The sequence below is a fragment of the Klebsiella sp. H-Nf2 genome (genome assembly GCF_002806645.1).
Taxonomy (GTDB): domain Bacteria; phylum Pseudomonadota; class Gammaproteobacteria; order Enterobacterales; family Enterobacteriaceae; genus Klebsiella; species Klebsiella variicola.
In genome coordinates, this window is sequence record NZ_PIBL01000001.1 from 626,021 (window position 1) to 649,294 (window position 23,274).

The window sequence follows — 23,274 nt, forward strand, 5'->3', positions numbered from 1 at the left end:
GTTATGATAATCCGCTAACTAATTATTAACATAATAATTGCCTGAAACAATTAGACGGATAATTACTGAATGTCTTCACTGTCGATTCGGTCATTTACGCTGTTTCGTGAAGAGCAGCCCGTGCGCGACGCACTGGTATTATTCACGTTAACGCTACTACTGCATTTTCTGGGCGCCATGCTGCGTCTGGTGCAGGAGCTCTCATTCTTCTGGCCGCTCAATGCCGTCATGGCCGGGATCTTTGCGCGCTATGTCTGGCTTAATCGCAGCTATTTTTATGCCGTCTGTTTTGCGGCAATGCTGGTTTATGACGGACTCACTTCGCGCTGGGGGATGGGCTTTGCCTCATTGCTGATTAATTTCTCCAATATTGTCTTTATTGTGGTGCTGGCGCAGCTGGTGCTGTGGGATAAACGACGCGCCGACTCCATGCCCGGCCCGATTAATGCGCTTAATTTATTCTGTTTTTGCCTGTTTGCCGCCTTACTGTGCGCCGCTGTCGGCGCCCTGGGGTCGGTGGATGTTGAACGCGCCACCTTTATTCCCCAACTGGCAGACTGGTTTAGCGAACAGTTCTCGACAGCGGTGCTGATCCTGCCGTTTATTCTGACCCTGACGTTGCCTTCGGCATTAAGCGGTTTTCGTTTTCGCCAGCTGTTGCCCGCGCTGGCGCTGGTGCTGTCGATAGCCCTCGGCGTGGCGGTGGGCGGCGCCGGCAGCATTACCTTCCCGTTGCCGGCCCTGATCTGGTGCGCCGTTCGTTATCCGCTGCCGCTGACCTGCCTGTTAACCTTTCTCACCGGTATCAGCGAGATACTGCTGGTCGCTAACTCGTTAATTCACTTTTCGCCGGATGCGCGAATGCAGCCGTGGCAGCTGTTCTCCACTCGCCTCGGCATTGCCGCTATGCTGATTAGCCCGGTGATTGTCGCTTCCAGTGTCGAAGCGATTAACACGCTGATGAAACAGCTGGCCCTGCGTGCTGATTTTGATTTTCAGACCCGGGTGTATTCCCGTTCCGGACTGAGCGAGGTACTAAAGCGTCAGGCGTTGCCAGCCGATAAGCTGCTGACGGTAATGGTGCTGGATATCGATGGCTTCAAACGGGTGAATGATGCTCTGGGCCATGAAGGCGGCGATTGCGTATTGACTCAGTTTGCCCAGCAGGTTCGGCAGTTGGTGGGCGAGCAGGGGATGGTTGCCCGCATTGGCGGTGAAGAGTTTGCGGTGGCGGCGGTCGTCGACAGTACCCAGCAGGGCTATTTACTGGCGGAAAAAATCCGCCACGGGGTGGAGTCGCAACCCTTCGGCCTGGGGCAGAATCCAATCCATCTGACCATCAGTATGGGGCTGGAGACGCGCGAGGTGGGGCACGCTCGGATCACCGAGCTGTTTAACCAATTGCTGATGGCGGCAGACGAGGAGATGGTCAAAGCCAAACAGACCGGTCGCAATCGCATCTGTATGCCAGCGCTAACCGAAAGCGCACCATAAGAAAATCCTATACGGAATCCGCTTGTGTTAATTTTTGGTTAAAAACATAGTGATGTGGTCAATTACAGGGAGCTTCCATGACCACATCCTTTTCACTGCGCACGCTGTCGCGTGACGATATTCTGCACCACCTCCCGGCATTAAGCGATATCCTGGCAAGCTGCGTCAACGGCGGCGCCTCGGTAAGTTTTATGCTGCCCTTTAGCGCGCAGACGGCCACCACTTTCTGGCAACAGACCGCCGACAGCGTGGCGGCCGGCGAGCGCATCGTACTGGTGGCCCTCGACGCCAGCGAGCAACCCATCGGTACCGTGCAACTTATTACCCGCCAACCGGAAAACCAGCCCCATCGTGCGGATGTCGCCAAACTTTTGGTTCACCAAAATGCCCGCCGCCAGGGGATTGCCAACGCGCTGATGGCCGAGCTGGAGCAAACCGCCCGGCGGCAAGGGAAGACGGTGCTGGTGCTGGACACGGCGACCGGTAGTGGGGCGGAACAGTTCTATGTCCGCTGTGGCTGGGAAAAAGTGGGGGAAATTCCGCGCTATGCGCTGATGCCTGACGGGGAGATGACCGCCACCTCACTGTTCTATAAGTTTCTGCCCTGACGGCCGCTATTGCAGAATGCTTTGATCAAAACGGGGTTTCACTGGTAGAAAAACCTGATAACTTATTGGACCAATTACTCAGGTTGTATGACTACTATTAGAGGGAACCCATTGTGAAAACATTAAACCGTCGTGATTTCCCCGGCGCGCAGTACCCTGACCGTATCATCCAGTTTGGTGAAGGCAACTTCCTGCGCGCATTCGTTGACTGGCAGATAGATCTCCTCAACGAGCATACCGACCTGAATGCGGGCATCGTGGTCGTCCGTCCTATTGCGACGGATTTCCCGCCTTCACTGAGCACCCAGGACGGCCTTTACACTACCATTATTCGCGGTCTGAACGAGCAGGGTGAGGCGGTGAGCGACGCGCGCCTGATCCGCTCGGTCAACCGGGAGATCAGCGCTTACGCTGACTTCGATGCTTTTTTACGTCTGGCGCATAACCCGGAGATGCGGTTTGTCTTCTCCAATACCACTGAGGCGGGCATCAGCTACCATACCGGGGATCGTTTTGACGACGCGCCGCCGGTCAGCTATCCGGCGAAACTGACGCGCCTGCTGTTTGAACGCTACCAGCATTTCGCCGGTGCGGCCGACAAGGGATGGGTGATTATTCCCTGCGAACTGATCGATTATAACGGCGAGGCGCTGCAGGCGCTGGTGCTGCGCTATGCTGCCGAGTGGCAGCTGCCGCAGGCCTTTATCCGCTGGCTGACCTCAGCGAACACCTTCTGTTCGACGCTGGTGGATCGCATCGTAACCGGCTATCCGCGTGATGAAGTGGCGGCCCTTGAGGCACAGACTGGCTATAAAGATGCCTTCCTTGATACCGCCGAGCATTTCTACCTGTTTGTGATCCAGGGGCCTGCCTCGCTAGCGGCCGAGCTGCGTCTCGATAAACTGCCGCTGAATGTGCGCATTGTGGACGATATCAAGCCGTATAAAGAGCGCAAAGTGGCGATCCTCAACGGGGCGCACACCGCGCTGGTGCCGGTGGCCTTCCAGGCAGGGATCGACACCGTGGGTGAGGCGATGAACGATGCGGAGATTTGCGCGTTTGTCGAAAAAGCGATTTATGACGAGATTATTCCGGTGCTGGATCTGTCGCGCGATGAGCTTGAATCATTTGCCAGCGCCGTGACCGGGCGCTTCCGTAACCCGTATATTAAACATCAGCTGCTCTCGATTGCGCTCAACGGCATGACCAAATACCGCACCCGCATTCTGCCGCAGCTGCTGGCAGGGCAGCAAAAGAGTGGGCAACTGCCGCCGCGGCTGACTTTTGCCCTGGCAGCACTGATCGCCTTCTATCGGGGAGAGCGGGAGGGTGAACGCTATCCGGTACAGGATGATGCCGAATGGTTGACGCGATACCAGACGCTGTGGGCCCGGCATCGCGATCGCCAGATGAGCACCCGCGAGCTGGTGACTGCGGTACTCAGCGTAGAGGCTCACTGGGAACAGGACTTGAGCCAGATCCCGGGGCTGGTGGAGCAGGTGACTGCCGACCTCGATGCTATCCTGTCCCGCGGTATGCGCGATGCTGTACAGCCTTTGTGCTGATAGCGGACGTCATTGACCCGGCTGCGGCCGGGTTTTAAAGCCCCTTGATTAGTTACAACATACATTTTATTGCAGTTATCAAGCCGGTCGGTCACTCCGCTGCAAAAAAGCCTTTTAGTGCCAAATCGCCCCCTTCAAGGAGAGAATTGCCGCTATGCCGCTTGAACATGTGGCTACACAGGAAAATAATGGTTTGAACCCATTTTCCCTGCCAATGTTCGCAGGCTAATTCATTCATCTGTAAGGAAACTCGCATGGTCATCGATATCCGGGAAATACGGCCGCACGACAAAGCCGAATGGCTTAATCTCTGGGAAGGCTATACCCGCTTCTACGGCAGTCTGCAGCCGGAAGAGGTGACCGAATACACCTGGCAGCGAATGCTGGACATGAACTCCCCGGTGCTGGGCAGGGTGGCTGTGGTCGATGATACGGTAGTGGGGTTTGCCATCTGCATTCTTCACGAGGGAACCTGGGTCACCACGCCAATCTGCTATCTGGAGGATTTGTTTGTCGATCCTGTCTTCCGTGGACAAGGCATTGCCAGAACAATCATTAAGTCGCTGCAAACCGAAGGGGCAGACAAAGGCTGGTCGCGGTTGTACTGGCATACGCGCCATGATAATCCAGCCCGTCATCTGTATGATGAGTTTACCCCGGCTGACGATTATGTGCGCTACAGGATCACGCTTGGGTCCTGAAGCGGTAAGAGGTTGTTAAGCTTTTCCCGCTATAACAGGGGAAACCGGCTCAGGAGAAGCAACGATGGAAAAACGTCTCGACACAGTGGTCAATCTGATTATGTTTCTTTCACTATTGGCTACGGCCTGGGATCTCTCACTGGTGCATCATCTCGCCTGGTAGCCTGAAACGCGGCGCCTCTTGCGGCGCCGCTGGCATTATTCATCCGCCATCTTCCCTGCGCTAAAACTCCAGTCCTCCTGCTGGTTAAACTGGATAACCACCATCACGTCCTGCGGGCTGACCGCCATCTCATCGTCTAACCGCGCACAGAGCCGACGATAAAGCTTCTGTTTCTGCGCCCGGCTGCGCGGTTTCCCGGCGAAAATATGAAACAGCACGAAGCGGGCGCTGCGCCCGTCGCTGAGGTAGTGCGGGTCGTAAATGCGCTGCTCGTCGGCGGCCTGTTCGATAAATTGAAATTTATCTGCTGACGGCACGTCGAACTCCGCCACCAGACACTCATGAAAGAGCGCCGACAATTGAGCAAACTCCGTGGGACGCCAGGCCGTGCCAAGCGATATGCGAGTCAGGGGCATGATGTCTCCTGCTCATTCAGACAGGTCAGGGCGCTGGCCGCCGCCGGCCAGCCGGCATAGAACGCCAGATGGGTAAACAGCTCGACGATTTCGGCCTGGCTCAGGCCATTTTGATAGCCGAGAGCGATATGCCACGGCAGCTGCTGGGTTTTACCCAACGCCGTCAGGGCAGAAAGGGTGATCAGGCTCCGTTCGCGGGGCGACAGATCGCGGCGTGCCCAGATATCACCAAACAGTACCGTTTCGGTCAGTTCGGCCAGTTTTGGCGCAATGGCGGCCAGGGTGTTGCGATTAACAGCGTTATTTTCCACAGTGACTCCCGTTATTGGGTGTTGAGATGGCAATCACTGTCGCATGCCGGGAAAGAGGTTGAATATCGCAATGTTCAGGATGTTTCATCCTGATAAGCAGGACGATTTTTCGCCCTGTTTTCCATACCCATTACCACGCTTACGCGCTCATTCCGGTTAGACGTCGATTTTTCGCGCCACGATAAACAGTCTGGGGAATCGCAGGAGTACCTTTCCGTTACACCGTAACGGATAGTGGGCGGTCAGCAATTCGACATAGCGTGTCAGAAATGCGTTTCTGGACTGCTCGTCCAGGCCGGCCAGATAGGGACGCAATCCGGTCCCCTGCAGCCAGTCGCTTATCGCCTGATGGGAAGCGAGGGGATGAAAATAGGTGGTGCGCCAGATATCAACTTCGCAACCCTGGCGGGTCAGCATATCGTACCAGGCGTCCGGCGGGAGTAAGGGCTGGCGTCCGCGGTCCGGTAATCCTTGTTCGTTGGCGACCTGGCGCATCAGGGTATGCGAGGGCTCCTGCCAGTTATCCGGCATTTGTACGGCCAGCGTCCCGTTGTCTGCCAGCTGCGCCACCAGATGCGGAAACAGCGTCTCATGATCCGCCAGCCACTGTAGAGAGGCGTTCGCATAGATCACGTCTACCGGTTGCGCAGGCCGCCAGCGGGCAATATCGGCGTCGATGAACTCACAGTCTGGTAAGGCCTGTGCCGCCTGAGCCAGCATGGCCGGGGAGTTATCGATACCGGTGATTGCCGCCAGCGGCCAGGCGGCGCGCAGCAGGCGGGTGCTGTTTCCCGGCCCGCAGCCAAGGTCGACGACATTCTCAACCTGCAGATGGGCAATACGCGAGAGCAGATCGGCCGCGGGGCGGGTACGTTCAGCGTCAAATTGCAAATACAAAGAAGGGTTCCAGTCAGCCATAGCGCGGTCCTGTGTGAGGGAAGACTGGGCAAAGCATAGAACGCCACAGGCAGCCTGTCAGCCGCCGAATGTTACCAGCGGTAACCCACTTCGTGACAGTGTCACAAAAAGAATAAACATCAGTGGGGTTTTCGCGTCTGGTCGGTACGCTCAGGGAAGCGGTGGGATGGACAGACACTGCGCCCGCTACGGGCGCAGTGTCTTATTCGGCGTTCTTGAGCGCTTCAGCGCGGCTGGCGGTGGCGTAAACAAAATCCAGCATCGGTTCGAGATCGGTGTCGTAACCGGCCTGAATGATTTTTCCCCGCAGCCATTCGATTTCGCTGGTGATATCGGGCGGGAAAATGTTGTTATCCTGCGCCCGGCGTAGCCATTTCAGCAGAAAGTTATTCTTTCCTCTGATACCGCCCGATTTTTTCGACTTTCCGTGCATCTTCAGCGCGACCAGGACGCAGTAATAGAAATGAACGCGCTGATTAAAACTTTGGTGCATGTCTGTGTTTCCCGCCAGAATCAGGAATTCACCGTGTGGGTCAGTGATTCGGATTGGACTACGGCGCCGGGCTGGATCGTTGTGCGATCTCTGTTGTTCTCCGCTACCGTCCTTGCATCTGTTGTCAGATGCTGAGGAGGATGTTGGCATGGAAGCCGAATCGTCGTCAATTGCCGATTCGTTTTTTGCCCGCGACGACCCGCGGGCCAGGCCTGACTACGTCCTTGAGACGGCTCGCTGTTGTCGCTGGACGCGTAAAATGAGCAGGAAAGCGAACACCACGACGATCGCCGCCAACAGATATAGCGTGGCGAGGTCGTAGAACCCGGCGACCCATCCGGCCAGCGGCCCGGTGAGTCCCAGCGCCAGGTCAAGAAACGCCGAGTAGGTGCCGAGGGCGGTTCCCTGGTTTTGCTCTTCCACCTGTTTGACTGCCTCGACCCCTAACGCCGGGAAGACCAGGGAAAAACCCGAACCGGTGAGAAAGGCGCCGACGCCGGCCACCCAGGCTGACGGCGCCAGCCAGATCAGCAGCAGGCCAAGACACTCGATCACAAAGCAGACCAGCGAGACCGGGACCCCGCCATAGCGGGTAATGGTATTTCCCAGCACCAGGCGGACGCAGATAAAACCGACGCTGAACAGGGAGAGGGTAAACGCCGCGCCCTGCCAGCTGTGCGCCGCAAAATAGAGGGTGATGAAGGTGGCGATAACGCCGAAGCCAACGGTACCAAAGGCCAGTCCCAGGCCATAAGGCCAAATTTTTCGTACCACCGCGTGAAAGGGCGCTCTGACGCCGGCGGTCACGCTGACATCCTGGCGGGTGCGGGCGAACAGCAGGCCGATGGCGGCCACCAGCACCACCACCGTGGCAAATCCGCTAATGCCGAAATAGTGGTTAAGGGTGACCCCCAGCGGCGCCCCGATCGCCATGGCGACATAGGTTGCCACGCCATTCCAGGAGATCACCCGCGAGGTATGGATCGCGCCGACGGTTTTGATCCCCCAGAGCGTGGCGCCGGTCGCGGTAAAGCTCTCCCCGACGCCAAGAAACACCCGGCCCGCCAGCAGCGCGGCGATGGCCAGCATTGGCGTCGCCTGCAGCAGCACCGCCAGCAGGGTAAATGCGCCGCTCAGCAGACAGCAGATGATCCCGAGACTGACCACTTTTTTCGGGCCCCAGATATCGGTATAGCGCCCGGCGTGCGGTCGACTGATCAGCGTTGAAATGTATTGCAGGCTGATCACAATCCCGGCGACAAAGGTGCTGTAGCCCAGCTGATAGTGAATGTACCCCGGCAGTACGGCCAGCGGCAGGCCGATGGAGAGATAGCAGATACAGGTGAAGACAACGATCGAAATGATGCGCAAATTGAGTTGCGTGGTGCTGACGGAAGTGCTCATAGGGATAAGTGTTTAATACAAGGGATGTTTAGCATAGCGCGCCGCGAGGGCGCTGGCGAGTCGCGATGGCGTTTTATCCGTTACGGATGTTCGTGCATGCGCCCGCCATTAATAGGGTTTGCCGCTGGCGCCTGCGTACGGGCATGATGGCGTTATCTTACCGCCGCGTTCAGGAGAGAACATGTCCCACGATTTCGCTGATATTGACGTTTTGTTCATTGCGGGCTTCGGTCCCATCACCCGCAGCACGTCGCAAAGCCGTGACTTCTATTGTCAGGCGTTGGGGTTGCCGCTAAAGCCGATGCCGGGTAACGAGGCGTATCTGCTCAGCGAGCAGGATGCCATCGGTGGGGTGAAACATTTCGCGCTGTGGCCGCTGGCGCAGGCGGCGCAGTCCTGCTTTGGTCAGGACCAGTGGCCGGAGACGGAGCCGGTGCCGCAGGCATGGATTGAGTTTGAGGTCCGCGACCTTGCTGCGGCGACGGCGCGGCTACAGCAGCAAGGATACCGCCTGCTCGTCGCTGCGCGCGACGAACCGTGGGGACAGACGGTCACCCGATTGCTCAGTCCGGAAGGGCTGCTGGCCGGGCTCACGGTGACGCCGTGGCTGCGGGCGGAAGAGCCATAGCGCCCGCGCCGGACGCGGCGCAGGGCATATAGGGGAGGTTATTGATTCTCCTCTTGATGGGAAGCGCTTCGTACTTCTCCCCAGGCGCGGTTTTGCAACACGGTGCGATAGCCGTCGCGGTCGACGAAAGTGACGCCATTGACCTCCCAGTAAGGGTTAAACGCCGTGACCCGCAGAAACCCGGCGGCGTCCATGGCGGCGCACTGTGCTTGCCATTCCGCCTGCTGTGGGTAATACAGCACCAGCAAATCTTCATCTCCTGGCGAGGGAGTGACGGGATGGTGGCGACAGTGGGTGAATTCCAGATGCCAGCCCGCGTCGGGCGCGCCGAGCATAATCCCGCTGAATCCTTCATGATCGGTAAAGCTGCCGAGCTGCTGAAGCCCCAGCCCGGCGCAATACATGCTGGCGGCGGCGTCCAGTTCACTGACCGGTCTGGCGATGCGCATATGACAGAACGACATAATGACTCCCGTAAGGCGTAGGCCGGGTCAGGCGCAGCCGCCACCCGGCAAAAAAGCGGCATCATAGCCGCGACCTGGCGCCCGGCGGCGCTGCGCTTGCCGGGCCTACGGACCGAAGAATCGCTTTAGCCTGACAGCGTAGCCCTGTAGGCCGGGTCAGGCGTAGCCGCCACCCGGCAAAAAAGCGATTCTTTCGCGAGTTGATACTGTACCGGCAAAACGCCCCTGCGTTTGTCTGGAAGAGCCCTTGTGCGCCTCATACGAGTGCATCGCGGTTTCCTTTTTCAGCTTAGTCGTTCGCCACGCTTTGCAACAGCTTGCGCCACTCGCTAAGGGCGGGGACGCTGAATCCGTTGCGCCAGATAAGTTGGGTGGTCGCCTCGCACAGTGGTTCGCTAAGGCAGTTTTCTGGAAGCGTCATCAGCGCCAGCACGCTCTGCGGCAGCAGGCAGGCGTAGCGTCCGGAAGCCACGCAGGCGAGCATGCTGTGATAGGAGTTCACCTCATGTACCTCGACGGTCATCTGCTGCGCCGCCAGCCAGCGTTCGCCCAGCGCGCGGTAGCTGCAGCCGCTGGCGAATGCCGCGAACCGCAGCGGGCCCGGGGTCTGCGGACGGACCAGCATCAGCGTTTCATAAAACACCGGGGCTGATTCCAGTTCGGGCGGACATGCGGGTTGACCATCAGCCCCCGGCGGCAGGCAGACCAGCGCGGCATCGAGGCTGGCGTTGACCACCTGCTCGGTCAGCTGGCAGGTAGGCTGGGTGATCAGCAACACCTCTACCTGCGGGCACCGCTGTTGAAAGCGAGTCAGCAGCGGCGGCAGACGGCTGGCGGCGGTTGCCTCCATCGCGCCCAGCCGCAGGGTACCGCCGGGCGTCGCTGGATGCAGGGCCTGCTTTGCTTCCTCCGCGAGACTCAGGATCCGCCGGGCATAGCTGAGAAACTGAATGCCTGCCGGGGATGGCACCATCTTTTTGTTGCTACGGACGAAGAGTTCCACGCCAAGTTCCTCTTCCAGCTGCTGAATACGGGTGGTGATATTGGATTGCGCGCGGCCGAGCCGTTTCGCTACCTGCGTCACGCTTTGCGTTTCTGCCACCTGGATAAAGATCTGCAGTGTGCTGTGGTTCATATTTTTATTCTCAATATGAAAATGATATTGATCTTATCATCTTTAAAGGAGATGGTAAGCCTCCGGCATCGCTAATGCATGAGGAAACCATGAGCAACCCGCTGCTTTCGCTTCTTGATATTGATTATCCCCTGATTCAGGCCCCGATGGCGGGCGTCTCCACCCCCGCGCTGGCGGCCGCGGTAAGTCATGCCGGCGCGTTGGGCTCGCTGGGGCTGGGCGCTTCAACCGTTGCCCAGGCGGAAGCGATGATAGTCGCCACCCGCCAGCTGACGGACCGTCCGTTCAATGTCAATCTGTTCTGCCATGCGCCGCCCCGGCGCGACGCCCGGCGGGAAGCCGACTGGGCAGAGACGTTGCGCCCCCATTTTGCCCGCTATGGCAGTACGCCACCGGATTCGTTAAGCGAGATCTACCAGACATTTATCGGTCATGCGCCGATGCTGGAGCTGCTTCTCGACCTGTCGCCGGCGGTGGTGAGTTTTCATTTTGGTCTTCCTGAACGTGAGACGATCCAGCGTCTGCGACAGCAGGGGATTGTCACCCTGGCGACGGCAACCTCGCTCCAGGAGGCGCTGCTGATTGAGCAGCAGGGGATCGACGTGGTGGTCGCTCAGGGCTATGAGGCGGGCGGGCACCGGGGGATCTTCGCTCCGCAGGAGCCTGATGCTCAGCTGAGCACCTTCACCCTGGTGCAACTTCTGCGGCGTCGGCTAACCATCCCGGTGGTAGCCGCCGGGGGCATCATGGACGGGGCGGGGATCACCAGCGTAATGCAGTTGGGGGCGCAGGGCGTTCAGCTCGGTACGGCGTTTTTACTGTGTCCGGAATCGGCCGCCGACGCCGGTTATCGCGCGGCGATCAACAACAGCATTGACGGACGTACGGTGCTGACCTCCGCGATATCCGGGCGTCCGGCACGCTGTCTGGCGAATGCCTTCTGTGCGCTGGGGGAAGCCTGTCCGGCGAGCGCCGTGCCGGATTATCCGCTGGCGTATGATATCGGCAAAGCGCTGGCCGCCGCCGCGAAAGCCCAGGGCGTCCATGAGTATGGCGCCCACTGGGCCGGGCAGGGTGTGGGGTTGATCCGTGAGGGTGACGCCGCAGGTCTGGTGCGCCAGCTGGCTGAAGAGTGCGGCTGGCGTTGAGGTTTGAAACTTAGCGCCGGTGGGCCAGGCTGCGCACCAGCCGATCGCCGGCCATTTGCACGCCCTGTACCATCGCCACCAGGATCAGCACCGTGCCAAACATGACTTCATTATTAAACCGCTGATAGCCGTAGCGGATGGCGAGGTCGCCAAGTCCACCGCCGCCGATCACGCCGGCCATGGAGGAGAAACCAATCAGCATCACGATGGTCAGCGTGATCCCGGCCAGCAGCGTAGGCAGGGCTTCCGGCAGCAGAGATTTAAAAATCACGTGCCAGACGTTACCGCCCATCGACAGAATGGCTTCGATTCTCCCGTAGTCCACCTCGTCGAGCGCGTTTTCCGTCAGACGGGCAAAGAACGTAAAGGCGCCGATGGTCACCGGCACGATGGCGGCGGTGCTGCCCAGCGTGGTGCCGACTATCAGGCGGGTAAAGGGGATCAGGGCGATCAGCAGCACGATAAACGGCAGCGATCTGCCGATGTTGATCACCGCGCCTAACAGCGCGTTCAGTTTCGGCATCGGCGCCAGTCCGTTGGCGCGGGAAATAAATAACAGCACGCCGGTGGGCAGCCCGATCAGCACGGTAAACAGGGCCGCCAGGCCCACCATATAAAGCGTATCCAGCGTGCCGTCGAGTAATAACGGCCACAAATCTTCCCAGCTCATGCTACTCCGCATAATGGCCTCCCCTGAACGCCGTGACGGGTAAGAAAATCTTGTTCAGCCTGCGGGTCGTGCAGCAGCGACTGGCGCAGCCGCGACCATGGGGTCACCAGCAGGTCGGCGAGTTTACCGCTCTCGACAATCTCGCCCTGTTCCAGAAGTGCCGCGTGGTCACAGATGGTTTTCACCACCTCCAGCTGATGCGTAATCAGCACGATGGTCAGATTGAGGCGCTGGTTAATATCCGCCAGCAGGGCCAGCACCGAGGCGGTGGTCTCGGGATCCAGCGCACTGGTCGCCTCATCGCACAGCAGCACTTCTGGCCGGGCGGCCAGGGCCCGGGCGATGCCGACGCGCTGTTTTTGCCCGCCGGAAAGCTGCGACGGGAAGGCGGCGGCCTTTTCGCTGAGATCCACCAGTTCCAGCAGTTCACGCACCCGAGCCTCGCGAGCGGCCCTCGGCATCCCGGCAATCTCCAGCGGCACCGCGACGTTGTCGGCGACGGTGCGGGCATGCAGCAGATTGAAGTGCTGGAAAATCATCCCGGTACGCAGACGATAATCCCGCAGCGCCGCCTTGTTCAACTGGGTAATATCCTGTCCGTTCACCAGAATGCGGCCCGAGGTGGGCCGCTCCAGTAAATTGAGACAGCGGATGAGCGTACTTTTGCCGGCGCCACTGCGCCCGAGAATGCCGTATATTGCCCCTTTCGGTATCTGCAACGCGATATCGTTCAGCGCCGGTCGGCCGGTTCCGGCGTAGGTTTTGCTCAGCCCTTCGATGGTTATCATGACTGAGGGGCCACCGGGATCACCGAGCCGTTGTAGGTTTTACGGATAAACTCCGCCACCTGCGGTGACGTCAGATCTTTCGCCAGCGCCTTAATGCGCGGGTCATTCGCCAGGGCTGGGGTGGTCACCAGAATATTGGCGTACGGGTTATGCTCGGCGCTTTCCAGCCCCAGGGCATCTTTCGCTGGCACCAGGCCGGCTTCCAGGGCGTAGTTGCCGTTAATCACCGCCAGGTCGACATCGTCGAGGGAACGCGGGATCTGCGGCGATTCAATCTCCAGAATCTTCAGGTGTTTCGGGTTCTCGACAATATCCTTCGGCGTCGCCAGGGTGGTGGCCGGGTCGGTAAATTTGGGATCCAGCTTGATAAGCTTCTGCGCCTGCAGCAGGAACAGCGCCCGGCTCAGGTTAGTGGTGTTATTCGGCACCGCCACCGTGGCGTTTTCCGGCAGTGATGAGAAATCTTTATGCTTGTGCGAGTAGATCCCCAGCGGCTCAATATGAACGGTGGCCGCGACGGCAAAGGTTTTACCCAGTGCTTTTTCCTGATCCTTCAGATAGGGGACATGCTGGAAGTAGTTGGCATCCACATCACCACTGGCCAGCAGTTCATTGGCGTTGACCCCGCTGGTCAGCTCCACCACCTTCAGATCGAGGCTGGGATCGATTTTTTTGATGTAGTTGAGGATCTCGGCGTGGGGAACCGGGTCCGCGGCGACGCGCAGCGCGGCAGCCTGGGCAGACGTCCATGCCAGAGAAAGAGACAGTGCGACCCCTGCCAGTTTAAAAGCGGCATATTTCATGGTGTTTTCCTTTTTAGTTATGGTTAAACGATCAATTGCTCGGCGCGTTCGCGAAACACGTCCTGATAGTAGCGTTCCGCCACGTCCGGATGGGAACGCAGACGGCCCTTGAGATAATTCCAGCCGACATCGCGCAGCAGCGGATTGTGCGGGTCGCTGTCCGGACCTCGCGCTTCACGCGCCAGCTCGGGCGGCAGGGTGTAAACCGGCACCACCGCGTCAAGCTGGGCGCCGAGGAAGAAAGCGATGGAGAGGCGCTGCTGCTGCGCCGGTGGCGACACCACGCGATGGACGGTGGCGCGCAAATACCCGTTGGTCGCCAGCTCCAGCAGTTCGCCAATATTGACCACAAAGCTGCCGGCCAGCGGCACGGCGTCGATCCATTGTCCAGGCGCGACCTCTACCTGCAGTCCTTTTTGCTCGTCCTGCAGCAGGAAGCTGAGAAAACCCGAATCTTTATGGGCGCCGACGCCCTGGCTGCTTTGGGTCTCCTGCTGGCCGGGATAGCGGATCAGTTTGATATGCTCGTTGGGTTTCTCGCCGTAGAGCCGGTCAAAGGCATTCTCCGGGAGCTGCAGGGCTTCGGCAAAAGCGCGCAGTAGGCGGATGCCCACCTGGGTCATCTGCTGTTGCCAGTGAAGTAATACTGGTTTAAGCGACGGCAGGGCGGCAGGCCACAGATTCGGACCCTGCAGGCGCTGCCAGCGCGGGGCGTCGTCGCTGAGGGTCAGCGCCGGACGTTCGGCGCCGATATCAAACTGCTCTCGCCAGTCAGGCTGGCCGCGCGTTAGCTCCGAGGCCGCGCGGTTATAGCCGCGAAAATGGGGGGAGTGGATCATCGCCACCTGCTGCTTTTGCGCCTCATCGAGAGCAAAAAAGCGTTGGGACTGGCGCTGAACTTCATATTGAAGCGCGTCGTCCACACCGTGGTTGATCAAATAGAAGAAGCCGATGTCGCGGGCGGCGTGACGCAGGTCGGCCAGGAAGGCCGCTTTATCCGCGGGGTCCGAGTAGCGGGCCAGGTCGAGAATCGGCAGGGTGGTCGCGTTCATTGTGTTCTCCGAAAACGGGGTAATAAGTTATGGGTTGATTCAGGTTCAGGGTTCGGGCACAACAGCAGCGCATGGTGATTTCCTCTGTCCGGGGCTGAACACAGCTTGCCTCAAGGCCAAATAAGCAACCAATAACGTTATTTTCTAATTTATGACCGCGCGGGGTTCAGTGCTTTTGCGTTAAATAGATATAGGCGCGAAGCGCGTAATGAAGCCGGTTGCGCCCGTCGGTCAGAGCCAGTAAGGTAGGCGCACTTTTTTAATGCGGAACGGACGTATCGTAATGCACAGCTCGAAAGATCCCCTGCACGGCGTGACGCTGGAAGCGCTGCTCAATGCCCTGGTGGCGCGCTATGGCTGGGCGGAAATGGCCCGCCAGGTCAACATTAACTGCTTTAAAAGCGATCCCAGCATTAAGTCCAGCCTCAAATTTCTCCGCCGGACGCCGTGGGCGCGCAAAGAGGTGGAGGCCATGTATCTCGCCTCCCTTGATGATGACGCGCCGGTGGAGAAAGCGGATCCCTGGGCAAACTGGCAGAAAAAATAACCCTTACCACAGGACACCATCATGCAGAGCTGGAGCAGTAAAGATTTCACCGCCGACCGCGCGTGGGGCGCGCTGGATATCGCCAATTTTTCCGGGACCACCGTGCGTCTGCACTGGACCGACCAACCCTATATCTGGCATATCAACGATGGTCAGGAGGTGTTTGCCGTGATGGATGGTCAGGTGGCGATGCATGTGAAAGTCGACGGCGAGGAGCAGGTCATCATGCTGAACGCCGGCGATATCTTCTACGCTGGGGTGGGATGCGAGCATGTCGCCCATCCGCAGGGGGCGGCGCGTATTCTGGTGATCGAGAAAGAAGGGTCGGTCTGATCCCTCCGGCGGGCGGTTCTTAGCCCGCCGTTTCATCACCGGTTAGACTCAACATACCGCGTTGATATAAATCACTTATCCAGCTTTCGATATATTTAATTCTTGTTTGCCATTCCCTTCACCCCAGCACTATCTTTTGCCGCAGGCGCCTGAACAGGCACAATCGCGGGAGAGATCATGGCAACCTTGCAGTGGGACCACGCAGTACAGTTTGTGAATCAGCCGGAAGCGGCCATTCAGACCTTTGCCGACCAGCAGCTGCGGGCGGTGGCCGGAGGGCGACATCCGGGGTGGGGAACCCGCAATGCGCTGAGCTATTTTGGCCTGACCTATATCGAATTCCTCGCCATTTCCGACCCGGACGAACTGCGCGCCGCGACGGACAGGTTCTTGCTTTCGCGGGATGCCGAGCGGTTGCTGCCGGAGAACGAAGCGCTGTTTCGGGTAGCGCTGCGCAGCGACGACATCGACGCCACCCATGACCAGTTGCGTCGCAAGGGGTTGGCGGTATCACCGATTGTCGATGGTCAGCGCAACGATCCGCAGGGCAATGTCATCCGCTGGCGGATCTTCACCATCGATGGCGACACTGACGGGCTGGTCTATCCATTTGTGCTGCAGTGGGGAGAAGACGATACCACCCGGCTGGCGCGGCTGCGCGCTCAGGAACTGGACGTGCCGCACCCGCTGGGCGACATTGCGCTTGAGCAGGCGGTGTTCGAGGTGGTCAATCCGCAGGCGGTACGCGATCGCTGGCAGGCGCTGCTGGGCTTCCCGCCACAGGGGGAGCAGGGACTGGACGTGGGCGGCCAGTGGTTTACTTTCCGCGAAGGACCCGCTAACCAGCTGACCGAACTGGTGTTTCGCGTCGCCAACCCGGCGCTTAAGGGGCAGCGCTTTCGCGTCGGCAACGGCGTGTATCGCTTTACATAAAAGCTGAATCTAGCGTGCCGTGGCGCGCAGGGCCCCCGGCGGCTGGCCGGTGATGCGTTTGAAGGCCCGGCTGAAGGCCGCCAGCGATTGATACCCGAGGCTGAAGGCGACCGTTTCCAGCGCCTGGCCTTCGTGGGTGATGTACTGCACCGCCAGCCGCATACGCAGCTCGGTCAGATAGCGGGCGGGGGTGGTGTCTGTCGCGGCGAGAAAACGTTCCGCGAACAGCGAGCGTGAAAGCCCCGCCTCCCGCGCCAGATCTTCCACTTTCCAGTTGACCCCCGGGCGCTGATGCATAGCATAGATCGCTTTTGCCAGCCGGGGATCGCGCAGGACCTGTACCCAACCGGTGGCGTTGCCACATCCGCACTCTACCCAGCCACGGACAATCAGCGCGGCCACCACGTCCGCCAGCCGGGCGAGGATCCCGGCATAGCCTACCTGGCGGGTGAGGGATTCCCGCTCCATCGCCACCAGCAGCGGCTGGATCTCCGGCCAGGTGTTTAGCAGGCTGCTGACCCGCATCACCTCGGGCATGGCCTTTACCAGCGGCTGCATGCCGCCGAGCTCAAAATCCATACAACCGCTGAAAATAACGGCGCGCTCCGGGCAGTCAGGGCGGCCGCCGGCGTTGATACAGCTCACTGTGCTGCACACGGTTTCGCTGGGCAACTGGGCCACATTGACCACCGTGGCCTGCGGATCAGAGAGCAGGGCGTGCCCGTCGCCGTTGGGAATAAACAGCGCATCGCCGCTCTCGAGGGTGAACTGTTCTCCGCTGGCCATGCGCAGCAGCACCGGCCCGCGGCTGATGAAATGGAACTGGGCTTTACCCGCCACGGCGCTAAAGCCGACGCCGAACGGGCGTGTGGTTTCGATACGCCGGTAGTTAACGCCGGAGAGGCGCATCCCGCGCAACAGTTCGCTGGTCAGGTCGATGCCAGGCTGGCTCATGGCAATTCCGGACGAATAATCAATAACTGGAGAGTATGCATCATATATCGTCCAAAGGTAAGTACCTAAGATGACCAGGATGTTAATAAAACTGGAGAGTTGTATATGAGTTCCTGCATAGCTGCTGACGCGAGCCTGTCTCCCGCCAAGCCTGCCTGGCGTGCCGTCTATGCCCTGGCCCTCGGGGTATTCGGCCTGATCGTGGCCGAGTTTCTGCCCGCCAGCCTGTTAACGCCGATGGCCAGCAGCCTTGGCGTCAGTGAAGGGATGGCCGGACAGGCGGTCACCGCGACGGCGCTGGTGGCGTTAGTCACCGGCCTGCTGATCGCCACCGCCACCCGCAATATCGATCGCCGCTGGGTGCTGATGTTTTTTTCCGTGCTGCAGATAGTCTCCAGCCTGATGGTCGCTTTTGCCGATTCGCTGGCGTTTCTTCTGCTGGGCCGTCTGCTGCTGGGGGTCGCCATCGGCGGCTTCTGGGCGATGTCCACGGCTACGGCGATGCGTCTGGTGCCGGCGGCCCATGTGCCGAAGGCGCTGGCGATCATCTTTTCCGCGGTGTCTGTCGCCACGGTGGTGGCCGCGCCGCTCGGCAGCTATCTTGGCGAGCTGATCGGCTGGCGCAACGTGTTTATTCTCTGTGCGATACCCAGCCTGCTGGCGCTGCTCTGGCAACTGTGGGTGCTGCCCTCCATGCGCCCGGAGAGCGTCGGGACCTTCTCCACGCTGTTCAGGGTGCTGCGCCGTCCCGGTATGCTGGGCGGCATGCTGGCGACGATCCTGATTTTTAGCGGCCATTTCGCCTTCTTTACCTACCTGCGGCCGTTCCTTGAGACCGTGGCGCAGGCCAGTGTCGAAGGCGTCTCGCTGATATTGCTCGGCTTCGGTATCGCTAACTTTATCGGCACCTCGGTGGCGAGCTATCTGCTGAGCCGTAGCCTGCGTCTGACCCTGGCGCTGGTGCCGTTGATGATGAGCGTTCTGGCGCTGCTGATGGTGACGTTTGGCCATCTGACCGTGCTGGACGGGCTGCTGGTCGCCCTGTGGGGATTTGCCTTCGGTCTGGTGCCGGTGGCCTGGTCCACCTGGCTTGCCACCACCGTGCCGGATGAAGCAGAAAGCGCGGGCGGTCTGCTTGTCGCCTCTATTCAGCTGGCCATCAGCGCCGGGGCCGCCGGCGGCGGGGCGGTGTTTGATTTGCACGGCGCCAGCGGTGTCTTCACCGGCAGCGGCCTGCTGCTGTTGAGCGCGATGGTGATTGTCTTCGCCGCCGTGCGGGTGAAACCGGTCGCCAGCGCTGACCAGCCGGAGACGGGCCGCTTATCCCGCGAGATCGATAACTAAATTGGCCGACAGACTGCGGGAGCAGCACAGCGCAATATGCTGCTCTGCGGCCTGTTTTTCCGCCTCCGACTGCACGGTATCCCGGTGGTCGACGGTTCCCTCCCGCACCGGCGTCAGGCAGGCGCCGCAGATCCCCATCTCACAGGAGAGCGGCACCGCGACGCCATGCTCCTGTAGCACCTGGGCGATGGTTTTGTCCCCCGGGACCGGCCAGCGCTCCCCGGTGGAGGCGAGGGTGATGGTGAAGGTTCCGTCCGTCGCCGATGGTGCCGTCGTGGCGGGTGGCTGGAACGCTTCGCTGTGCAATTGCGCCTCTCCCCATCCGGCCGCCAGCGCGGTATCGCGAACCCGGGCCATAAATCCGGGCGGACCGCAGAAGTAGACCCGGGTGTCGGCGTCCGGTGTCCCCAGATCCTGTGCCAGCCGCTGGCGCGGACTCTGCCCCTCGTCTGAGCAGTGGATCTGGCAGATTCCACCGGTTAGCTGGCGGGCGATCTCAGTGGTGAAGGCAGCCTCCTGCGCACGGCTAACGTAATAGTGCAGCGTAAAGCTGGCGCCGGACGCCGCCCGGGCGTGGGCCATCGCCAGCAGGGGCGTAATGCCGATCCCGGCCGCGAGAAGCACCACATGGCCGCCCTCGTGCAGCGGAAAGTGGTTGCGCGGGGCAGAGATCATCAGCGGCTGTCCCGGGCGCAGGGTGTCGTGGACATAGCCTGAGCCACCGCGGGACTGCGCCTCGCGGGCGATGCAGAGCAGATAGTGATCCCGTTCGGCCGGGCTACCGGTCAGGGAGTACTGGCGGATCAGCCCGCAGGGAAGATGGAGATCGATATGGGCGCCGGGCGTCCACGCCGGCAGCGGTTGCCCCTCGGCGCTCACCAGACGAACGGCCAGATTTTTCGCGCCCTGGCGCCACAGGCCATCGACCACCACGGGGAATATGTCGCGCATATGACCTCCACTCATACCAGAAAGAAATCGCCAAAACCCATCTTCTTCAGCCCGCGCCGGTAGGCGATGGAGCTGCGGTCTGCCGGAATATGCGCCTCAAGGGTCAGATCCAGCGGCAGCCGCTCCGGACGCTGGGTCTCTACCATCAGGCGGTCCTCCTCGAACACCCGCAGATTGAACGCATGTACGTCTTCCACCGGCACGTGCAGGTCGAAATTGCGGGCAATAGGGGCAAACATCCGCGTCACCCGTGACGACACCGGCGAGGCGGCGTTCATGATCACCAGCCTGGCGTCGGCGGGAAAATGGATGGTCAGCGTAGCGGTGAACGGCAGATGCATTTCAAAGTGACGCAGCCACTGGAACCCTTCCGGCGCGCGGAAATCGGAGCTGGCCGGGTAATTGCCCACCGAGCTCCAGTAGTCGGCAACAAAGCCGAACGGCGTCTCCTGCGGGGTGTAGTCCGGCACCTGCTGGTTGTCCGGATCGGCGAAGGTGTCGGTGTGGATCCACGCGAAGTGGGCGACATCGAGAAAGCCTTCGACCTGGCGGCCGGCAAACCCCTTCACCTCGAAGGCCGGGCAGTTGATTTGCTGAAATCCCGCGTCGTCCCAGTGCGGCATGGTCGGTAACGGCGGCGGATTGTCCGGATCGCAGGCCAGGCAGGTCCAGATCAGCCCGTAGCGCTCCTCCACGGCGAAGCTGGTGAGATGCAGTTTGGCCGGAATGGGTTGCCCTGGGCTGGAGGGGATACGGTTGCAGCGGCCATCCTCGCCAAAGCGCAGGCCATGATAGGGGCAGACGATGCCTTCCTCTTCATGAAACCCCAGGGTCAGCGGCACCCCGCGGTGCGGGCAGACGTCGCGGGCGACCACCACCTGGCCTTTAATACGATAAATAACCAGCTGTTCGTCCAACAGGGTGGCTTTCACCGGGGCGCCGGTAATATCGCAGGCGCGGGCCACCGGGTGCCAGCAGCGGGCCAGCCGCAGCCAGTCCTCAGGATCAAAGGTGCAATGGGCGGGGGGCGTGGGGGTGATTGTCTTCATGATTTCTCTTCCTGCTCACATCGGTGATTGTTTTATTGTTGTGAGATTATTGTTGTCATATTAGGGTGTTCACATCCATCACCATTAATTCACTCAGCTGTTGCAAAAAAGAGTACAGGGGTGCCATGAGTCCATTTTCCCGTTTCGCGCACTATTTTATCGCCGTGGCCCGCTGCGGCAGCTTGCGCCGGGCCGCCGAGCAGCTGCATATCTCCGCCTCGGCAATTAACCGCCAGATCCTGCAGGCCGAAGAGGCCTTCGGCACCCCGCTGTTCGAGCGCCTGCCGGAGGGGCTGCGGATGACCACCGCCGGTGAACTGCTGTATGACAATCTGCTGCGCTGGCAAAAGGAGTTTCGCCAGACCCGGCAGAAATTTGATGAGCTGCAGGGGATGAAGCGCGGGAGCGTCAGCGTTGGGATGGTGCAGGCGCTGGCGGAAGGGGGCTTCGCCGCCGCGCTGGCGGAGATCATCGCCAGCTGGCCGTGGCTGGAACTGGATCTGCAGGTGGCTGACAGCCACACCGTCAGCCAGAAAGTGCGTCAGGCGGACCTGGACGTCGGCCTGATCCTTGATCCGCAGGGGCAGGCCGGACTCAGCGTGCTGGCCTTTGCCGAACTGGAGGTGGGGATTGTGATGCGTCCGGACCATCCCCTGGCGGGGGCGAAAGCGCTGTCTTTGGGCGAGCTCAGCCTGGAGCGGCATATCGTGCCCGGCGCGCCGCTGATCGTCCATGAGCGAGTGGCGCTCCTCTATCGCCACCATGACTTTGCGCCGGAGAATACCATCAGCTGCAATGATATCCGGCTCATCAAGTCGCTGGTGCTGCGCGGCAGCGGCGTGACGCTCCTCAGCCTGCTCGACGTGCTGGACGAAGTCCAGCGCGGACAGCTGGCCTTTATCCCGCTGCGCAGTACGCTGCTGCGACCGCTGACTCTGGCGCTGTGCACCGCGCCCTCGCGTCAGCTTTCGCGGCCCGCGCAAATGGCCATTCAGACGCTGAGTGCGGTGATTGAATCCATGGCGACGGTCAGCCCAGCGGCCCGCTGAGGATAGTGTCGCACATGCCGTTGATAATGCGCTCCCCGGTCTCCTCTCGCAGCTCCTGGTACCAGGCTTCGGTGAGGTGCATATCCTTCCCGTGGGTGATATCACAGCGTTTGCGCGCCTTCAGCACCAGGTCACGAACCCGGTCGCAGCGCTGGGCTTCATACTCGCGCAGGGCGGCCGCAATATCGTGGGTCTGGCGGAAAACGGCGCCCAGCACCACCGCATCTTCCATCGCCGCGCAGCCCCCCTGGCCAATATCCGGGGTGGTACTGTGTCCGGCGTCGCCGAGCAGCGCGACGCGGCCGCGCACCAGGCGGCTGAACGGCTCGATATCATGGATTTCAATACGGTTGGTGGTCTGCGGATCGAGGGTGGCGATAAGCTGCTGCACCGGCGACGCCCAGCCGGCAAAATAGCGGCTGAGGTCGGCGCGCAGAGTGTCGCGATCTTCCGCCAGACCCGCCGGCAGCGGCACATCAAAGAAAAAATAGAACCGGCCGTCGGAGACCGGCATCAGCGAGACGCGCTTACCTTCGCCGACAAAGGTGGTCCACTGATCGCCGGGCGCCAGCGCTTCATCTATTTCCACCAGACCGTTCCAGTTGACGTACCCGGCGTAGCGGCGCTGCGGGGTAAAGCCCAGCACCCACGGACGCAGTGCGGAATGGCTGCCGTCGGCGGCAATCAGCAGATCGCCGCTGGCGCTGCTGCCATCGGTAAACCACACCGTCACGCCGTCGGCATCTTCCTCACAGCGGGTGACGCGTTTGCCGAACTGCACGCTTTCCCGTCCCCAGAAATCCAGCATTTCCCGCTGCAACTCTGCCCGGGAGACCGGGCAGGGGCGGCTGCCGGTGCGTTCGATCAGCGGCGCGAGACTGAACTGGGTCATGTTCTCGCCGCTGCGGAAATCACGATACGCCATGCGGCGCAGCGGCCCGCCGAAGGTCTCCATGATGTCGCCCATGCCGAGGTGGGCCATGCACTTCACGCCGTTGGGCCACACAGAAATCGCCGCGCCGACCGGTTTGATCTCTTTCACCGCTTCATAGACGTCGCAGTCGATCCCCGACTGTTTGAGCGCCACTGCCGCACTTAAACCGCCGATGCCGGCGCCAATCACGATTGCTTTCATTTTTTTCTCCTTCTCCCGATGTTGTGACTGACTACAGCAATTTGCGTACCAGTTCGCCGGAGGGAGGAAAACCGCCTGCCAGAGGCACAGAGATAGGTCATGACGCACCGCATCGGTGCAATGTGACATATCGGTTGCCTTTTTATGAATCAAAAGTTTCTCAATGTCTCATTGAGAATCTATCGTTTCATCACTCTGGTTCAGCATCGGTGTGGAGG

General features: G+C 60.3%; 26 protein-coding genes. 11 read left to right on the top strand and 15 right to left on the bottom strand.

What is annotated here, in order from left to right; translation table 11 throughout:
* The first annotated feature begins 69 nt into the window (after positions 1 to 69).
* The 4 genes from CWM58_RS03085 (at position 70) to CWM58_RS03100 (ending at position 4,368) form a co-directional block, all read left to right on the top strand.
* Entirely contained in the window at positions 70 to 1,494 is a 1,425-nt protein-coding gene (locus CWM58_RS03085) for a GGDEF domain-containing protein (protein WP_165785673.1), read from the top strand.
* A gap of 77 nt (positions 1,495 to 1,571) precedes the next feature.
* Positions 1,572 to 2,102 carry a GNAT family N-acetyltransferase gene (locus CWM58_RS03090; protein ID WP_100680198.1) on the top strand — a complete coding sequence of 177 codons (531 nt, stop codon included), beginning with the start codon at positions 1,572 to 1,574 and terminating at the stop codon, positions 2,100 to 2,102.
* Positions 2,103 to 2,215: 113 nt separating this feature from the next.
* On the top strand, positions 2,216 to 3,667 hold the full coding sequence (locus CWM58_RS03095) for a tagaturonate reductase (RefSeq protein WP_100680199.1): 1,452 nt from the start codon (positions 2,216 to 2,218) through the stop codon (positions 3,665 to 3,667).
* Between the two features lie 254 nt (positions 3,668 to 3,921).
* On the top strand, positions 3,922 to 4,368 hold the full coding sequence (locus CWM58_RS03100; RefSeq protein ID WP_100680200.1) for a GNAT family N-acetyltransferase: 447 nt from the start codon (positions 3,922 to 3,924) through the stop codon (positions 4,366 to 4,368).
* Between the two features lie 198 nt (positions 4,369 to 4,566).
* Here the strand turns inward: CWM58_RS03100 and CWM58_RS03110 are convergent, their stop codons facing one another.
* The 5 genes from CWM58_RS03110 to CWM58_RS03130 form a co-directional block, all read right to left on the bottom strand.
* Positions 4,567 to 4,947, bottom strand: coding sequence for a tautomerase family protein (locus tag CWM58_RS03110; protein ID WP_100680201.1), 381 nt, complete (start codon positions 4,945 to 4,947; stop codon positions 4,567 to 4,569).
* Positions 4,938 to 5,258: a carboxymuconolactone decarboxylase family protein gene (locus CWM58_RS03115; protein WP_100680202.1), complete on the bottom strand. Its 321-nt coding sequence runs from the start codon at positions 5,256 to 5,258 to the stop codon at positions 4,938 to 4,940. The genes CWM58_RS03110 and CWM58_RS03115 overlap by 10 nt, the downstream gene beginning before the upstream one ends.
* 156 nt (positions 5,259 to 5,414) lie before the next feature.
* Entirely contained in the window at positions 5,415 to 6,176 is a 762-nt protein-coding gene (gene tam, locus CWM58_RS03120; RefSeq protein ID WP_100680203.1) for a trans-aconitate 2-methyltransferase, read from the bottom strand.
* A 202-nt stretch (positions 6,177 to 6,378) separates the two neighbouring features.
* Positions 6,379 to 6,669: a hypothetical protein gene (locus CWM58_RS03125; protein ID WP_008804940.1), complete on the bottom strand. Its 291-nt coding sequence runs from the start codon at positions 6,667 to 6,669 to the stop codon at positions 6,379 to 6,381.
* 216 nt (positions 6,670 to 6,885) lie between these two features.
* Positions 6,886 to 8,073, bottom strand: coding sequence for an MFS transporter (locus CWM58_RS03130; RefSeq protein WP_100680204.1), 1,188 nt, complete (start codon positions 8,071 to 8,073; stop codon positions 6,886 to 6,888).
* 181 nt (positions 8,074 to 8,254) lie between these two features.
* Between CWM58_RS03130 and CWM58_RS03135 the strand changes: the two genes are divergently transcribed.
* Entirely contained in the window at positions 8,255 to 8,701 is a 447-nt protein-coding gene (locus CWM58_RS03135) for a VOC family protein (RefSeq protein ID WP_008804938.1), read from the top strand.
* A 38-nt stretch (positions 8,702 to 8,739) separates the two neighbouring features.
* On the opposite strand, the gene CWM58_RS03140 is transcribed toward CWM58_RS03135, so the two are convergent.
* Positions 8,740 to 9,165 carry a VOC family protein gene (locus CWM58_RS03140; RefSeq protein WP_100680205.1) on the bottom strand — a complete coding sequence of 142 codons (426 nt, stop codon included), beginning with the start codon at positions 9,163 to 9,165 and terminating at the stop codon, positions 8,740 to 8,742.
* A 289-nt stretch (positions 9,166 to 9,454) separates the two neighbouring features.
* The gene (locus CWM58_RS03145) at positions 9,455 to 10,300 is read right to left on the bottom strand and encodes a LysR family transcriptional regulator (protein ID WP_100680206.1); all 846 of its coding nucleotides are present in this window, start codon (positions 10,298 to 10,300) and stop codon (positions 9,455 to 9,457) included.
* 89 nt (positions 10,301 to 10,389) lie between these two features.
* On the opposite strand from CWM58_RS03145, the gene CWM58_RS03150 reads away from it, so the two are divergent.
* A complete protein-coding gene (locus tag CWM58_RS03150; protein WP_227520696.1) occupies positions 10,390 to 11,448 on the top strand; it encodes a nitronate monooxygenase in 1,059 nt (352 codons plus the stop codon).
* A gap of 10 nt (positions 11,449 to 11,458) precedes the next feature.
* On the opposite strand, the gene CWM58_RS03155 is transcribed toward CWM58_RS03150, so the two are convergent.
* The 4 genes from CWM58_RS03155 to CWM58_RS03170 are packed head-to-tail and all read right to left on the bottom strand — an operon-like array spanning position 11,459 to position 14,761.
* On the bottom strand, positions 11,459 to 12,118 hold the full coding sequence (locus CWM58_RS03155; protein ID WP_165785675.1) for a methionine ABC transporter permease: 660 nt from the start codon (positions 12,116 to 12,118) through the stop codon (positions 11,459 to 11,461).
* Entirely contained in the window at positions 12,115 to 12,906 is a 792-nt protein-coding gene (locus CWM58_RS03160) for a methionine ABC transporter ATP-binding protein (RefSeq protein ID WP_100680209.1), read from the bottom strand. The genes CWM58_RS03155 and CWM58_RS03160 overlap by 4 nt, the downstream gene beginning before the upstream one ends.
* Entirely contained in the window at positions 12,903 to 13,709 is an 807-nt protein-coding gene (locus tag CWM58_RS03165) for a MetQ/NlpA family ABC transporter substrate-binding protein (protein WP_002904638.1), read from the bottom strand. The genes CWM58_RS03160 and CWM58_RS03165 overlap by 4 nt, the downstream gene beginning before the upstream one ends.
* Positions 13,710 to 13,732: 23 nt before the next feature.
* Positions 13,733 to 14,761 carry an isopenicillin N synthase family dioxygenase gene (locus tag CWM58_RS03170; RefSeq protein WP_032435343.1) on the bottom strand — a complete coding sequence of 343 codons (1,029 nt, stop codon included), beginning with the start codon at positions 14,759 to 14,761 and terminating at the stop codon, positions 13,733 to 13,735.
* Between the two features lie 283 nt (positions 14,762 to 15,044).
* On the opposite strand from CWM58_RS03170, the gene CWM58_RS03175 reads away from it, so the two are divergent.
* From CWM58_RS03175 to CWM58_RS03185, 3 genes are all read left to right on the top strand, one after another.
* Positions 15,045 to 15,308 (top strand): VF530 family DNA-binding protein, encoded by a 264-nt coding sequence (locus CWM58_RS03175; protein WP_002904643.1) that lies wholly within the window; start codon positions 15,045 to 15,047, stop codon positions 15,306 to 15,308.
* Positions 15,309 to 15,329: 21 nt separating this feature from the next.
* Positions 15,330 to 15,641, top strand: a complete 312-nt coding sequence (locus CWM58_RS03180) for a cupin domain-containing protein (protein ID WP_004143501.1) — start codon at positions 15,330 to 15,332, stop codon at positions 15,639 to 15,641.
* Positions 15,642 to 15,818: 177 nt separating this feature from the next.
* Complete coding sequence (locus CWM58_RS03185; protein WP_100680210.1) at positions 15,819 to 16,574, top strand: VOC family protein; 756 nt, start codon at positions 15,819 to 15,821, stop codon at positions 16,572 to 16,574.
* Positions 16,575 to 16,583: 9 nt separating this feature from the next.
* Here the strand turns inward: CWM58_RS03185 and CWM58_RS03190 are convergent, their stop codons facing one another.
* Positions 16,584 to 17,528, bottom strand: coding sequence for an AraC family transcriptional regulator (locus tag CWM58_RS03190; RefSeq protein ID WP_061154629.1), 945 nt, complete (start codon positions 17,526 to 17,528; stop codon positions 16,584 to 16,586).
* Between the two features lie 105 nt (positions 17,529 to 17,633).
* Between CWM58_RS03190 and CWM58_RS03195 the strand changes: the two genes are divergently transcribed.
* Positions 17,634 to 18,872, top strand: a complete 1,239-nt coding sequence (locus CWM58_RS03195; protein WP_032413413.1) for an MFS transporter — start codon at positions 17,634 to 17,636, stop codon at positions 18,870 to 18,872.
* On the opposite strand, the gene hpxE is transcribed toward CWM58_RS03195, so the two are convergent.
* Together hpxE and hpxD are read right to left on the bottom strand one after the other, a co-directional pair.
* Positions 18,849 to 19,823, bottom strand: a complete 975-nt coding sequence (hpxE, locus tag CWM58_RS03200) for a molybdenum cofactor-independent xanthine hydroxylase subunit HpxE (RefSeq protein WP_100680211.1) — start codon at positions 19,821 to 19,823, stop codon at positions 18,849 to 18,851. The two genes, CWM58_RS03195 and hpxE, sit on opposite strands and share 24 nt — an antisense overlap.
* Before the next feature lie 11 nt (positions 19,824 to 19,834).
* Complete coding sequence (gene hpxD, locus CWM58_RS03205; protein WP_004148366.1) at positions 19,835 to 20,872, bottom strand: molybdenum cofactor-independent xanthine hydroxylase subunit HpxD; 1,038 nt, start codon at positions 20,870 to 20,872, stop codon at positions 19,835 to 19,837.
* Between the two features lie 125 nt (positions 20,873 to 20,997).
* Here hpxD and hpxR point away from each other — a divergent pair, with 125 nt between their 5' ends.
* A complete protein-coding gene (gene hpxR / locus CWM58_RS03210) occupies positions 20,998 to 21,921 on the top strand; it encodes a LysR family hpxDE operon transcriptional regulator HpxR (RefSeq protein ID WP_008804925.1) in 924 nt (307 codons plus the stop codon).
* On the opposite strand, the gene hpxO is transcribed toward hpxR, so the two are convergent.
* A complete protein-coding gene (gene hpxO, locus CWM58_RS03215; protein WP_100680212.1) occupies positions 21,902 to 23,056 on the bottom strand; it encodes an FAD-dependent urate hydroxylase HpxO in 1,155 nt (384 codons plus the stop codon). The two genes, hpxR and hpxO, sit on opposite strands and share 20 nt — an antisense overlap.
* Between the last annotated feature and the right edge of the window lie 218 nt (positions 23,057 to 23,274).

Bases quoted from the DNA above. Each gene is read 5' to 3' on its own strand.
- CWM58_RS03085 (WP_165785673.1), top strand. From the start codon at position 70: ATGTCTTCACTGTCGATTCGGTCATTTACGCTGTTTCGTGAAGAGCAG.
- CWM58_RS03090 (WP_100680198.1), top strand. From the start codon at position 1,572: ATGACCACATCCTTTTCACTGCGCACGCTGTCGCGTGACGATATTCTG.
- CWM58_RS03100 (WP_100680200.1), top strand. From the start codon at position 3,922: ATGGTCATCGATATCCGGGAAATACGGCCGCACGACAAAGCCGAATGG.
- CWM58_RS03110 (WP_100680201.1), bottom strand. From the start codon at position 4,947: ATGCCCCTGACTCGCATATCGCTTGGCACGGCCTGGCGTCCCACGGAG.
- tam (WP_100680203.1), bottom strand. From the start codon at position 6,176: ATGGCTGACTGGAACCCTTCTTTGTATTTGCAATTTGACGCTGAACGT.
- CWM58_RS03125 (WP_008804940.1), bottom strand. From the start codon at position 6,669: ATGCACCAAAGTTTTAATCAGCGCGTTCATTTCTATTACTGCGTCCTG.
- CWM58_RS03130 (WP_100680204.1), bottom strand. From the start codon at position 8,073: ATGAGCACTTCCGTCAGCACCACGCAACTCAATTTGCGCATCATTTCG.
- CWM58_RS03135 (WP_008804938.1), top strand. From the start codon at position 8,255: ATGTCCCACGATTTCGCTGATATTGACGTTTTGTTCATTGCGGGCTTC.
- CWM58_RS03140 (WP_100680205.1), bottom strand. From the start codon at position 9,165: ATGTCGTTCTGTCATATGCGCATCGCCAGACCGGTCAGTGAACTGGAC.
- CWM58_RS03145 (WP_100680206.1), bottom strand. From the start codon at position 10,300: ATGAACCACAGCACACTGCAGATCTTTATCCAGGTGGCAGAAACGCAA.
- CWM58_RS03150 (WP_227520696.1), top strand. From the start codon at position 10,390: ATGAGCAACCCGCTGCTTTCGCTTCTTGATATTGATTATCCCCTGATT.
- CWM58_RS03155 (WP_165785675.1), bottom strand. From the start codon at position 12,118: ATGAGCTGGGAAGATTTGTGGCCGTTATTACTCGACGGCACGCTGGAT.
- CWM58_RS03160 (WP_100680209.1), bottom strand. From the start codon at position 12,906: ATGATAACCATCGAAGGGCTGAGCAAAACCTACGCCGGAACCGGCCGA.
- CWM58_RS03165 (WP_002904638.1), bottom strand. From the start codon at position 13,709: ATGAAATATGCCGCTTTTAAACTGGCAGGGGTCGCACTGTCTCTTTCT.
- CWM58_RS03170 (WP_032435343.1), bottom strand. From the start codon at position 14,761: ATGAACGCGACCACCCTGCCGATTCTCGACCTGGCCCGCTACTCGGAC.
- CWM58_RS03175 (WP_002904643.1), top strand. From the start codon at position 15,045: ATGCACAGCTCGAAAGATCCCCTGCACGGCGTGACGCTGGAAGCGCTG.
- CWM58_RS03180 (WP_004143501.1), top strand. From the start codon at position 15,330: ATGCAGAGCTGGAGCAGTAAAGATTTCACCGCCGACCGCGCGTGGGGC.
- CWM58_RS03185 (WP_100680210.1), top strand. From the start codon at position 15,819: ATGGCAACCTTGCAGTGGGACCACGCAGTACAGTTTGTGAATCAGCCG.
- CWM58_RS03190 (WP_061154629.1), bottom strand. From the start codon at position 17,528: ATGAGCCAGCCTGGCATCGACCTGACCAGCGAACTGTTGCGCGGGATG.
- CWM58_RS03195 (WP_032413413.1), top strand. From the start codon at position 17,634: ATGAGTTCCTGCATAGCTGCTGACGCGAGCCTGTCTCCCGCCAAGCCT.
- hpxE (WP_100680211.1), bottom strand. From the start codon at position 19,823: ATGCGCGACATATTCCCCGTGGTGGTCGATGGCCTGTGGCGCCAGGGC.
- hpxD (WP_004148366.1), bottom strand. From the start codon at position 20,872: ATGAAGACAATCACCCCCACGCCCCCCGCCCATTGCACCTTTGATCCT.
- hpxR (WP_008804925.1), top strand. From the start codon at position 20,998: ATGAGTCCATTTTCCCGTTTCGCGCACTATTTTATCGCCGTGGCCCGC.
- hpxO (WP_100680212.1), bottom strand. From the start codon at position 23,056: ATGAAAGCAATCGTGATTGGCGCCGGCATCGGCGGTTTAAGTGCGGCA.